The organism is Yersinia sp. 2542 StPb PI (assembly GCF_048593855.1).
Taxonomy (GTDB): Bacteria; Pseudomonadota; Gammaproteobacteria; order Enterobacterales; family Enterobacteriaceae; genus Yersinia; species Yersinia enterocolitica_E.
The window spans coordinates 1-11,187 of sequence record NZ_JAZGQA010000144.1 but is presented as its reverse complement, the minus strand read 5'-3'; the positions used below and the strand labels follow the sequence as shown (position 1 = coordinate 11,187).

Genomic DNA, 11,187 nt, shown 5'->3' with positions numbered 1-11,187 from the left:
AAAAAACAAATATTATCAATATGTTGAGTTTTTTAAATCGAGTTTAATGTGAACGGAGTCACATTAAAACTCAGCATAATCTTAATAACCGAAAATAGATCATACCAAAACAATAAGTTGGTCCGGTTAATTTACTGCCGACTAACATCAGGAGGCTGGGATGAGTGTTGAGATTAATCAATCCGCTAAAGTTGTCGGGCGGCGAAAAATAAAATCATTACGCTGGTGGATGCTGGCACTATTTCTACTCGGGGTCACCGTTAACTATATTACCCGTAACTCTCTGGGTATTCTGGCCCCTGAGTTAAAAACCAGCCTGAATATGACCACTGAACAATACTCGTGGATTGTGGCGTCTTTTCAGTTGGCTTACACCGTCTTCCAGCCACTCTGCGGTTGGCTGATTGATGTCATCGGCTTGAAAATGGGGTTCCTGATCTGCGCCAGTGTCTGGGCGGTGGTATGCATGATGCACGCAGGGGCTGGTACCTGGTTCCAATTAGCGGTATTGCGCTTCTTTATGGGCAGTGCTGAAGCGGCGGCAACACCGGCAAACGCCAAAGCGATTTCTGACTGGTTCCCGAAAAAGGAACGCCCCATTGCTGCTGGCTGGGCGGGGGTGGGGTTCTCTATTGGTGCGATGTTAGCCCCACCAATTATCGTATTGGCTCATGTGGCTTTCGGCTGGCAAGGTGCATTCTTATTCTCCGGTGCTTTGGCTATGGTTTGGGTTGTGCTGTGGTGGCGTTTTTATCATTCACCTGACACCCATCCAAACCTGAGTAAGGAAGAGTTTGAACTGATTCACCAAGACAATGAACCAGTACTCCCTCGACTGCCTTTCCTTAAATCATTGGCCATTCTGAGTAAGAATAAGAAATTTTACGGTATCGCTCTCCCGGCATTTTTAGCCGAGCCAGCATGGGCAGTATTTAGCTTCTGGGTTCCACTTTATTTGGCAACCGAGCGGGGCANGGACCTGAAACAGATTGCCATGTTCGCCTGGCTACCCTTCCTGGCGGCAGATATCGGCAGTGTTGCCAGTGGCTATTTAACCAAACTCTACCAAAAATGGTTCGGTTGCAGCCGTGTCAACTCAGTGGTCGCCAGCTCCGTAACCGGTGCCTTTATGATGGTTTCACTGGCTTTTGTTGCCATCACCAAAGACCCTTATCTGGCGATTGCTTTAATCTCTATTGGTGGTTTCGGTCATCAGGTTATCTCCTGCATGCTCAGTGCATTAGTCGTTGAGTCCTTTGATAAAAACCAAGTGGCCACCGTCAATGGCCTGCGCGGCTCTTCCGCCTGGATTGCCAGCTTCCTGTTTACTTTATTGATTGGGGCCGTATCCGACACCATTGGCTTTAACCCGCTGTTTATTGCTATGGGTTTCTTCGATTTGATTGGTGCGGTGTTCCTGGTTGCCCTGTTTGCTGAGCGCCGCAATAAAACACAACCGGTTGCCTGATGCTATTAACCCGGCAACGGTGCACCCGTACTGTTGCCAGAAAAAAGATGAGCTGTGATGAAAACATTAAAAAACTGGCAGTTAATAAACCAATATCCCGACCATTTGGAATTACTGGTCGATGACCATCATATATTTTGTCTGTATATATTAGAGCCAAACCTCTGCCGTGTGCTGATTAAAAAGAATGGTGAACTGGCCTTAAACCGCACCTGGAGCATTGCCCCACAAGGCGATGTGCCATGGTCTGGCCGTGACCGACTTAGCCTGGACGGTTTCTCCATCCCAGGTTATCAATTGGAACACCATGAACAACAGTTGATAGTCACCACTGAATGTTTGCGGGTGACCATTTATCAACCGCTATATCTGGCATGGGAATATAAAAATCAGCACGGCGAGTGGCAGCCACTGGCCGCGGATCGGCCCACCAGCGCTTATTTACTCAGCCCCCATGGAGAGGCTATTGCTCACTATCAGCGGCGATATCCCAATGAGCAATATTACGGCTTAGGGGAAAAGGCCGGTGATCTTAACCGTGCGGGTCGCCGCTTTGAAATGCGCAATTTAGATGCTATGGGTTACAACGCCGCCAGTACTGACCCACTCTACAAGCATATCCCGTTTACCATTACTCGCCGTGATGATGTCAGCTTTGGTCTTTTTTATGACAATTTAAGCAGTTGCTGGTTAGATTTAGGGAATGAGATTGATAACTACCATCTGGCCTATCGCCGCTATCAGGCTGAAGCTGGCGATCTTGATTACTATATGTTCCTCGGCCCGAAAGTGTTGGATGTTACCAAGGCCTTTGTCCGCCTGACCGGTAAAACCAAATTTGGCCCAAAATGGAGCCTTGGTTACAGCGGTTCAACCATGCATTACACCGATGCTCCCGATGCACAGGTACAGTTGCAAAAATTCATTACACTCTGCCAGCAGCATGATATTCCCTGCGACTCTTTCCAGCTCTCATCGGGCTATACCTCAATCAACAACAAGCGTTATGTTTTTAACTGGAATTACGACAAAGTGCCGCAGCCCAAGGTGATGAGTCAGGCTTTCTTGCAAGCGGGCATTAAGTTAGCCGCCAATATTAAACCGTGCCTATTACAAGATCACCCACAATATCAGCACGTTGCCGAGCGTGGATTATTTATTCGTGATGGCGAAACCGGGTTACCAGAGCGCTCTTCATTCTGGGATGATGAAGGCTCCCATCTTGATTTTACCAATCCTGCAACCGTGGATTGGTGGCAGGAGAATGTGACCAAACAACTGCTGGAGATGGGGATCGGTTCTACCTGGAATGATAATAATGAATATGAAGTGTGGGATGGTGAAGCGCGCTGCAATGGATTCGGTGAATCTATCGCTATCAAACATATCAGACCGGTAATGCCTTTGCTGATGATGCGTGCCTCAATGGAGGCTCAACAAGCATTTGCACCAGATATACGCCCGTATTTAATATCACGCTCTGGTTGTGCCGGTATGCAACGCTACGCCCAGACCTGGAGTGGTGACAACCGTACCAGTTGGCAAACGCTGCGCTATAACATCCGCATGGGGCTGGGGATGAGCCTGTCAGGGTTATACAACCTCGGCCACGACGTCGGCGGTTTTTCGGGTGACAAACCCGAAGCCGAGCTATTTATTCGCTGGGTACAAAATGGCGTGATGCATCCACGATTTACTATTCACTCATGGAATGACGACCACACGGTAAACGAGCCCTGGATGTACCCTGCTGCCACGCCGATGATTCGTGATGCTATGGCGCTGCGTTATCGGTTACTGCCCTATTTTTACACCTTACAGTGGCAGGCCACCCATGATGATGAGCCTATGTTGCGCCCTACTTTCCTCGATCATGAGCACGATAGCGGCACGTTTACAGAAAATGACGACTTTATGCTGGGCCGCGACTTGTTAGTTGCCAGTGTGGTAGAAGCCGGACAACGCCTGCGGGAAGTGTACTTACCTGATAATAGCCAGCCTGATAATAATGGCGGCTGGTATTGTTTCCACACAGGCCAATGGTATGGCGGCGGGCAAAAGATCATCCTTGATGCGCCACTGGAGCGTTTGCCACTATTGGTACGGGCCGGCGCAGCGCTGCCGCTGTCACGCCGCATCGCCTTTGTTAATGCCAAGTTGGACTCACAACGCGAGTTGGCACTCTACCCCACCAAGGGCGCGGGGCGATCGAGTGGAATGCTGTTTGAAGATGATGGCGAAAGCCACCGCTGGCAGCAGGGCCATGCATTGTGGCTGAGTTGGCAGGTGACTACCGATAATCACCGTATTGATATCACCTTTGCGCGCACCGGCAGCTATCAACCGGCTTGGCGTGAATTATCCGTTAGCCTGCCCGCTAATGAATATCGCAAGTTGTATATCAATGGTGTCGCCGGTAACGTATTGCAATTAAGCCAGTTAACTTAACCCACTGATAGCCAATAAAGAAACGGGTTCCATGCCAGAACCCGTTTCTTTTCCATTGATAGCCTACCTGACTAGCGCAGCAGTTTTAACGCGCCAGTCAATGAACGAACCCATTTTTCTGGCCCGGCCAATCCCAAACCATCGAGCTGTTCATCACAAAGAGAGTGTTGCGGGAACGCATCTGCATAATCTTGAAAGCTGTGCATTGCACGCGCAAATGCCGGAAAAGGCACAATTGCCCGTTCATTGGTAGCCGCCAATGCTTTCAACAGCACCTCTCTCATCTGCGAAGCATTTGCCTGTAAAATAGGTACCGGTAATTTTGAGCTAACATCAATTTCTTTCCCCCCTGAATCGGACAACATTGTCCCTGCCAGTTGCGGAAATTTTGCTGCTAAACCAATCCCTACCGCGCTGGTGGTATTGGCAATTAAACCAACAGGGAGTTCAGGGTTAACCATAATCGCGATCCGCATTTGCTCTGCCACAGCCACTGTCCTTTTACCGATAATATATGCTCATAATCATATCCCTCGCTGGCAGGTAAGTGCTTTCTTTTATCACCTGAATTCAGCTAATATTGGTAATACATTCCCAAATAAAATAACAATCAGGTAGAAAATGCCATCATCACTCATAACACCGGCAGATATTAAAATACTGAAACAGTTACAGCATGCTGGCCGTATGACGAACCAGGAGCTGGCCGATAAAGTCGGGATGGCAACCTCCCCTTGCTGGCGACGGGTAAAACAATTAGAAGAGAGCGGAATTATTACTGGTTATCAAGCCAATATCGATCGACGAAAAATTGGTTTGGGAATCTTGGCATTTATTCGGGTGAAAATTGACAGCCACAGTGAAGAAGAAACCAAGCTATTTGAAATGCAGGTAGGGGAGTTAACGCCGGTTATCGCTTGCTATGCTGTCGCTGGAGATGCTGACTTCCTGCTGCAAGTGGTCGCGGAAGACCTCGATAGTTTCTCCACTTTCGCCATGTCAGTTATCCGCCGATTATCGGGCATTAAAGAGATGCAAACCACCTTCGTCCTGCGCGAGGTAAAACCACTCGATCATTTGCCGCTGGAATAGATAAATGCTACGACCAGGCTATGGTGTTCGTATAGCAGCTAGTTATCGGTAAAGAGAGGTCAGCTAATCCCCCACTTATCGGCCTATGCCGCCAGTACCCTATTTCGCCCTGCCGCTTTTGCACGGTAAAGAGCCTCATCCATGCGTTTGAATAAGCTATCAGTATCTTCGCCAGCCTGATGTTGTGCTACACCAATGCTTACAGTGAGTCGCGGCATATTGGGTTGACAGACTAACTGAACAGCCTCACGAATAGACTCCGCCACTTGTAATGCGCCCGCTAAATTGGTTGAAGGAAGCAGAATGGCAAACTCTTCGCCTCCCCAGCGGAAAATCATGTCACTTTCACGAATGCGAGATTCCAGGGTTCTTGCCAGTAATATCAAGACTTCATCACCCTTATGATGCCCGTGCAAATCATTTACTTGCTTGAAATGGTCTGCATCAACCAACATCAAGCTGAAGCCTTGTGCATAACGTTGGCTTTGCGCATTAGCATGTTCAACAAGATTAAAGAATTGCCGCCGATTCCCCAAGCCAGTCAGTGGATCCCGTAAGGCCGCATCTTCTAATGCCTGTTCAAGGCGTTTTTGTTCAGTAATATCATGAATGATACAAAGCATTAGCCGCATACCATCCAACTCAACGGGGCCGGCGTAAGTTTGCACGTGACGGGTATTTCCATCGGCTAATTTATGGATGAAGTTGAGAGGCTTGTGCCCACCAGGTAGCTTGGCCACTTCACGCATTACGGGCAAAACATCCTTACCCATGGTATTAATTTCCCAAGTATGTTTCATACACATCTCATCCCGGGAATAACCATAGAAGCGGGTTGCTGCTTGATTAGCATCCACAATTTGGCCATCGTCCGATGGATCAATCAATAACATCGGGGCGGTGTTGGTGTCGAAAAATTGCTCATAAAAACCCCGTTCGTCGCGACAGTAGGGTTTAGAGCACAGTCGACCGACATTGGGGCGAGTAACCTCCGCACCTGCAATATAAAGCCCTTCGAAAACAATAACGTCTCCGTACGGTTCCAATTGTGTCAAAGAGAGCCGACAACTCAGGGGAAAGCTATTGCCTGCTGTTTGAATAGTCCAGATTTCAACGATTTGATCTTCTTCCGCCAAAGCCGGCAGGTAGGCATCCAAATGCTGCTGTGCATGTGCTGAAAACCGGCCATTGCGCAGTAACTGGAGTGGGCTATCACCTGCAATTGTTCGGGCTTCCTTGTTAGCAAAAAGTATTTCCTGATTTTTGGGTAAAACGACCCAAACAGGCGTGCTCAAAATATTTAACGCATCTAAGTAGGCTATCAACATAGGGAATACCGATAGATATTTGGCATAAGAACAGAATACAGTTAATTACTTTGGTTTCACTACTTTTTAACGGCCGGCAAACAAACAGATCAGAGAGAATCACACTTGCTTCTTTTGTAGGTTATTCAGCGTAAAAACAATCACCTTCTAGCCGTAAATAGCGAGTGAGTGTGATCTTTAAGCGATCTGATTCATCACCGGCTATTGCCAACAGAACTGAACGTATCGGGTGTTTTATCGTTCCTGATGTTTTGGCTGGTTTTGAAGTGAGGAGCATAAAGAATCGCGCCTTTCAGTATGGCGATATATGCATTAACGTGCTCAGGGTATCGAGCGTAATTTCATATTCAGAGAAGATGTTTATAAAATAAAACAATAAGTTAAAAAGAAAAATACAATCTAATCAGATTAATAATGCGTTTTCTCTCACATCTTTTCCAGAAAGTGCTCGCGTAGGCCCCTCTCCGTTGCCAAACTCGCTGAATATCCCAACAACTAGGGAGGGAATTCTCATGGGTGTGCCACAAACCAAATCAGAACTCCTATTAGCAATAGACAAAAACTTCAATAAATTGTCAGGTTATCTCGCATCAATTCCGCCCGAATCAGCATCAAATGAATCAATGGAAGGACACGCGAAAGACACTGTAATGAGCGTTTGCAATCTTGTCTCCTACTTACTTGGCTGGAACAATTTAGTTATCAAATGGATAACGTTTGATGAAGAGGGAAAGCCTGTTGATTTCCCGGAAACGGGTTATAAATGGAACCAACTGGGTCTTCTCGCCCAACAGTTTTATCGCGACTATAGCTATTTGGATTTACGCTCGCTAAGCAGCCAACTACAGAACGCTAAAAACGAAATCGTTGAATTGATCAATAAGCGATCTGACGATGACCTGTATGGAAAAGCTTGGTATGGCAAATGGACAATGGGAAGAATGATTTCTTTCAATACATCTTCCCCCTACTCCAACGCCTGCGGCCGGTTAAGAAAATGGGCAAAGGAAAACAACCTCAAGCTATGAGGGAAGCTGCCGGGAAAATAGGGCGCGGGAAGTGGTTCTCCTGGGTTTGGTACCTCCTCTCAGGTATAGCGTTCAAAAACTGCGACGACGGTAAATAAATCCTTATCTCTGCACGACAAACTGGTTACCAGACTCAACCAGATGGCTATGTGCGCTTTGACTGGCGCGGTAACCTATGGAAGGGGAGTTTTACCGATATGAGTCGTTTGGCGCTGAAATTGATCCTAAACTTGGATATGTCCGGCCATTTGGTAAAGCGTTCAGACAGCAACTGGTTGATAATTTGCAGGTATCGTACATCTGAACCGCAAGGGTTAGTTGAACGTGAAAAATCTTTAATTTTGGATAAGATTTTTAGCACAATGCGCGCAAAAGGGATAAAAAGAGGGGAGATTCTCGATCAACTTTCTTTGCCGTTAGATGAGATAAGTACACTAACTTTCAATAATAATTTCTTTATGGAAGCTATTGAGGGTTCAGGGAACAATGTAACCCTTAAACCTAAAGATACTTTCCTCAAGTTGGTAAAATAAAACATTGATATTTAAGTTGGCGATTCAACATCGCCAACTTATTTAGCTCAAACTTCAAATCAAAAATCTGGAATAAACCCCTCTTTTCGCAAAGCATGAATGACACCACGCATCAGATCTGATTTCGAAAAACCGGCGGTATAAATTCGCGATCCCACTTCAACCGGTTGCAAAAGGCCACGATCAACTAACTTACCAATCTGATAGGTAATTTGAGCCGACTTCAATCCCGGTAAAACCTCTTTTAAATCATTGGCTTTTACCGTCCTCTGGCTAATAGTTCGCTTAAGAATTGTAGATTCCGTCTCATTGATTATCCCCTGCCCCTTGGAATACTCGAGCGCTGGATAAAGAATTTTTGAGTTCAAAAAGTGAAGATCCGAGAGCTTATCGACTTTCTTTAACTCCGCCGATATACCGGTAAGAACATACAGGCACCATTGCTCTAGCCCCTCAACAGCCCCCGTAACGTTGTATGGTTACCTTCGATTCTTGCTGAACCCAAGCTTTCTAGCATATGAAAAATACTTTTTAGCTGGGCAAATAACAGAGGATGCACATCAGTTTCAGGGCGCAGGTGCCTTAGTAACTCAAGCTCGGTCAATGCATCAACCAATGGCGAGTCGAAACTGAGGTTTAACAGTGCTAAATCATAGTGATTAAATTTAGGCATAAAGTTAGATTATCTCAAAAGTAACGTTATGATTATCTCAAAAATCCGTGGCGATACATCCTATTGAATATCACTGTATACCGAACTGAGATCAGCACCATCCCCCTACTACTTTCACTTTGAACCATTATGTTCGGTATCATTCAAAGCAGGGCCAACCAGAGATAACAGGAGTAATCTCATGATAAACCCAGCGGAAAAGCTCAAGGCAAAGTAGCGGGAATTTATCAGTGTCAGGGAGTTGATTGAGCGAATTTCACGTCTCCACCCCGCGATGAGTCAGGCGCAGATAGCTAACTGGCTGCTGATAGAATTGACGGATGCCAGGCCAGTGTCACCGCCGTTACTTATTCAGGACGCGCTCGGCGTGATCCGCGCCCCACGCATTTATCTGTATCACGCATATCTGGCCTATATGGAAGCTTACGGCCATCAGCGTTCATTATCGTTGACCAAATTCGGCAAAGACTTTCCCAAAGTAATGAAAGAATTCGGCGCAGAATACAAAAAAGCCAGGACCGACAAAGGCTTCCGCTACAACATGGATTTATCCGACACCGCCAAAGACTGGCTCCCCGCCCTGGCACTGCCCCACCATCCGCAACCGGAAGATCCACCCTACTAATTATTACTCACCTCTGGCTTATTCAGAGTGTGCAGAAATAGATTTAATTAATTGAAATACAAAGATAAAAACCGACTGAATAGTTTACTAATAACTGTTCAGTCAGTATTCATATGTATTCATTAATTCGTGGATGGCAAGTATTAAAAACTGAACACCTGAACAGTTGCTGAAGAGGCTGAGGGGGAGTGTTCAAAGAGGCTGAGGCCAGAGCGGGTGCGGGTTGTGGGGGTGATCTTGTTGCTTGGTGAGGGGGGTGAATAGTGGGGGGAGGGAAGATGGGGAGTGGGCCGTTGCGTTATATCCCTATCCCATCAGCCGCAAAAATCACATTAAAAAGTATCTTGTCCCCCAAACAACTACCTGATTTCATTCAATAACTCAGGGTGTTTATCAAGCACTTGCAACAATTTTATCGTTGATGGGTGTGGCAACGCCTTACCCTTTTCGTAACGCGAAAAAGCATTCACTCCACCTCCAAAAATCTCACTAGCTTCCCGCTGGTTTAGACCCAATTTTTTTCGCACCTGCACAATATATGCGGGTGCAATCGATTCTGTATTAACCATTTTTCGCAAAAGCATTGTTTTTGCTGCATAGGTATCGGACTCAGCTTCAGTCATGATTGTTTCACCGCATGCCGGGCAATGTTGTCCTATCACGCCTTCGACGATGAACTTACGCCCTTTATAGGTAAAGGGGACGTCACGCGCTTCGTGGATTAATTCTGCGCCACCACAAACTGGACATTTCATCATTAAAGCTCCTTAAACGAGACAATCAAAACATCATCGATAACCGTGATTTTCAAATAAACTCTACCGCACGAAAGCATGGGGCGGTAAACATCCTGCCAAATCGTATGATCTTGATGTGTCGTCATACTTTTATAAAAATCGGCGCTAGTCAGTTCGCAAACTACATCACACATATCCCTAAAACTCAGCCCCAGCTCTTCAGCGCCATCTCTGGCAATTCGAGTCGATTTAACATTCCCTTTCAATACCAATTCTTTTACTTTTAGTAAACGAGTATGCGGAGTCCGTTTCTCCATTTCATTGCCATCCTTGAGCAAGTTTCACTCAATAAACATAACCTACTAGGTTATTTATAGCAAGAAAATAACCTAGTAGGTTTGTTTTGCAGATGATTTAACAAATATCAATGAGTTATGGTTATTGAGGTGACGAAGCCAGTAATTTTTATTACAGCATTTACAAAATCATCTGTTCTGCCCGGCATTTATAAATTTCTGCTAATTTCTCTCTGGTTTTCTTTTGTGGGCGAGAATCTACGGCTTCCCATTGGGATACAGCAGATTGGGTGGTGCCAAGCAGTTCTGCTATTTCATATTGCGAAAAGCCACGGTAGATACGCCATGCAGCCAGCAAACTGACACCATCGTTTACCATGATTTGAACAACTTCATTCGGGATGGTCTGATCATCATCGTGATCAGCAACATAGGGAATATCATCGTACTTCGCATTAGAGATAAGTTGCTGGTATTCGGCAATGGGTAAGACCACAAACTGAGGCTCTCCTGCTTCATCATGAATGTATTGTAGTTTTGCCATCTTATTCACCTTAGTTTAGAAAAATAACACCATGCCTTTGAGAGGAAATCTACTGAGCCAGCCTACTAATAGGTCGTTGTGGTTCTGCGTTTAACTTCCTGGATCGTACATATCACAGGGGTTCCCTCTATAATCTGAAAAATAATCCTGTAATTCCCCACTCGCATCCGATATTGGCTATCACCGGTCTGTAACTTTTTGATATCCAAATCAACAGCAGGGAAATTTGTCAGTTTATTCACTTTTTCACTGATGGATTTTCGATATCTGACATCTATTGAAAGTAACTGCTTAACCGCTTTCCTCGACCAGTCAACCTTGACCATCGTTTCCTCACTTTTATAAGTGATCACATCCGCTGTTATTGTCAAATAGTAGAGCTATATGTAAGTATGGTCAACACAAAAACCTAATT

Annotated in this window: 12 protein-coding genes and 1 pseudogene; 6 read left to right on the top strand and 7 right to left on the bottom strand. The window is 45.7% G+C overall.

Annotation, left to right across the window (positions count from 1 at the left end; genetic code table 11):
• Positions 1-160: 160 nt before the first annotated feature.
• Positions 161-1,468: an MFS transporter gene (locus V1952_RS15930; protein WP_420075105.1), complete on the top strand. Its 1,308-nt coding sequence runs from the start codon at positions 161-163 to the stop codon at positions 1,466-1,468.
• A 57-nt stretch (positions 1,469-1,525) separates the two neighbouring features.
• Positions 1,526-3,916: a TIM-barrel domain-containing protein gene (locus V1952_RS15925; RefSeq protein ID WP_420075104.1), complete on the top strand. Its 2,391-nt coding sequence runs from the start codon at positions 1,526-1,528 to the stop codon at positions 3,914-3,916.
• Between the two features lie 71 nt (positions 3,917-3,987).
• Here the strand turns inward: V1952_RS15925 and V1952_RS15920 are convergent, their stop codons facing one another.
• On the bottom strand, positions 3,988-4,410 hold the full coding sequence (locus V1952_RS15920; RefSeq protein ID WP_420072149.1) for a DUF2000 family protein: 423 nt from the start codon (positions 4,408-4,410) through the stop codon (positions 3,988-3,990).
• Between the two features lie 127 nt (positions 4,411-4,537).
• Here V1952_RS15920 and V1952_RS15915 point away from each other — a divergent pair, with 127 nt between their 5' ends.
• Positions 4,538-5,008: an Lrp/AsnC family transcriptional regulator gene (locus V1952_RS15915; protein WP_420075103.1), complete on the top strand. Its 471-nt coding sequence runs from the start codon at positions 4,538-4,540 to the stop codon at positions 5,006-5,008.
• An 83-nt stretch (positions 5,009-5,091) separates the two neighbouring features.
• Here the strand turns inward: V1952_RS15915 and V1952_RS15910 are convergent, their stop codons facing one another.
• Positions 5,092-6,336 carry a sensor domain-containing diguanylate cyclase gene (locus tag V1952_RS15910; protein WP_420072148.1) on the bottom strand — a complete coding sequence of 415 codons (1,245 nt, stop codon included), beginning with the start codon at positions 6,334-6,336 and terminating at the stop codon, positions 5,092-5,094.
• A gap of 512 nt (positions 6,337-6,848) precedes the next feature.
• On the opposite strand from V1952_RS15910, the gene V1952_RS15905 reads away from it, so the two are divergent.
• Together V1952_RS15905 and V1952_RS15900 are read left to right on the top strand one after the other, a co-directional pair.
• Positions 6,849-7,364 carry a ClbS/DfsB family four-helix bundle protein gene (locus tag V1952_RS15905; RefSeq protein WP_420075102.1) on the top strand — a complete coding sequence of 172 codons (516 nt, stop codon included), beginning with the start codon at positions 6,849-6,851 and terminating at the stop codon, positions 7,362-7,364.
• Positions 7,365-7,561: 197 nt separating this feature from the next.
• Positions 7,562-7,897 carry a hypothetical protein gene (locus V1952_RS15900; RefSeq protein ID WP_420075101.1) on the top strand — a complete coding sequence of 112 codons (336 nt, stop codon included), beginning with the start codon at positions 7,562-7,564 and terminating at the stop codon, positions 7,895-7,897.
• A 59-nt stretch (positions 7,898-7,956) separates the two neighbouring features.
• Here the strand turns inward: V1952_RS15900 and V1952_RS15895 are convergent.
• Positions 7,957-8,570: pseudogene (locus V1952_RS15895) on the bottom strand (hypothetical protein).
• A 226-nt stretch (positions 8,571-8,796) separates the two neighbouring features.
• Between V1952_RS15895 and V1952_RS15890 the strand changes: the two are divergent.
• On the top strand, positions 8,797-9,195 hold the full coding sequence (locus tag V1952_RS15890; RefSeq protein ID WP_420075106.1) for a winged helix-turn-helix domain-containing protein: 399 nt from the start codon (positions 8,797-8,799) through the stop codon (positions 9,193-9,195).
• Between the two features lie 359 nt (positions 9,196-9,554).
• On the opposite strand, the gene V1952_RS15885 is transcribed toward V1952_RS15890, so the two are convergent.
• The 4 genes from V1952_RS15885 to V1952_RS15870 all read right to left on the bottom strand — a co-directional run bounded on the left by V1952_RS15885 (position 9,555) and on the right by V1952_RS15870 (position 11,098).
• Positions 9,555-9,953 (bottom strand): type II toxin-antitoxin system MqsA family antitoxin, encoded by a 399-nt coding sequence (locus tag V1952_RS15885; RefSeq protein ID WP_049562359.1) that lies wholly within the window; start codon positions 9,951-9,953, stop codon positions 9,555-9,557.
• Positions 9,953-10,249, bottom strand: coding sequence for a type II toxin-antitoxin system MqsR family toxin (locus tag V1952_RS15880; RefSeq protein WP_420075100.1), 297 nt, complete (start codon positions 10,247-10,249; stop codon positions 9,953-9,955). Before V1952_RS15880 ends, V1952_RS15885 begins: the two co-directional genes overlap by 1 nt.
• A gap of 160 nt (positions 10,250-10,409) precedes the next feature.
• Positions 10,410-10,772, bottom strand: a complete 363-nt coding sequence (locus V1952_RS15875) for a helix-turn-helix domain-containing protein (protein WP_050113809.1) — start codon at positions 10,770-10,772, stop codon at positions 10,410-10,412.
• Positions 10,773-10,837: 65 nt separating this feature from the next.
• Positions 10,838-11,098, bottom strand: coding sequence for a type II toxin-antitoxin system RelE family toxin (locus V1952_RS15870; RefSeq protein WP_049611878.1), 261 nt, complete (start codon positions 11,096-11,098; stop codon positions 10,838-10,840).
• Positions 11,099-11,187: the final 89 nt, after the last annotated feature.

Excerpts from the sequence above, each read along its gene's own strand:
- V1952_RS15925 (WP_420075104.1), top strand. The coding sequence starts at position 1,526 with ATGAAAACATTAAAAAACTGGCAGTTAATAAACCAATATCCCGACCAT.
- V1952_RS15915 (WP_420075103.1), top strand. The coding sequence starts at position 4,538 with ATGCCATCATCACTCATAACACCGGCAGATATTAAAATACTGAAACAG.
- V1952_RS15910 (WP_420072148.1), bottom strand. The coding sequence starts at position 6,336 with ATGTTGATAGCCTACTTAGATGCGTTAAATATTTTGAGCACGCCTGTT.
- V1952_RS15905 (WP_420075102.1), top strand. The coding sequence starts at position 6,849 with ATGGGTGTGCCACAAACCAAATCAGAACTCCTATTAGCAATAGACAAA.
- V1952_RS15900 (WP_420075101.1), top strand. The coding sequence starts at position 7,562 with ATGAGTCGTTTGGCGCTGAAATTGATCCTAAACTTGGATATGTCCGGC.
- V1952_RS15885 (WP_049562359.1), bottom strand. The coding sequence starts at position 9,953 with ATGATGAAATGTCCAGTTTGTGGTGGCGCAGAATTAATCCACGAAGCG.
- V1952_RS15880 (WP_420075100.1), bottom strand. The coding sequence starts at position 10,249 with ATGGAGAAACGGACTCCGCATACTCGTTTACTAAAAGTAAAAGAATTG.
- V1952_RS15875 (WP_050113809.1), bottom strand. The coding sequence starts at position 10,772 with ATGGCAAAACTACAATACATTCATGATGAAGCAGGAGAGCCTCAGTTT.
- V1952_RS15870 (WP_049611878.1), bottom strand. The coding sequence starts at position 11,098 with ATGGTCAAGGTTGACTGGTCGAGGAAAGCGGTTAAGCAGTTACTTTCA.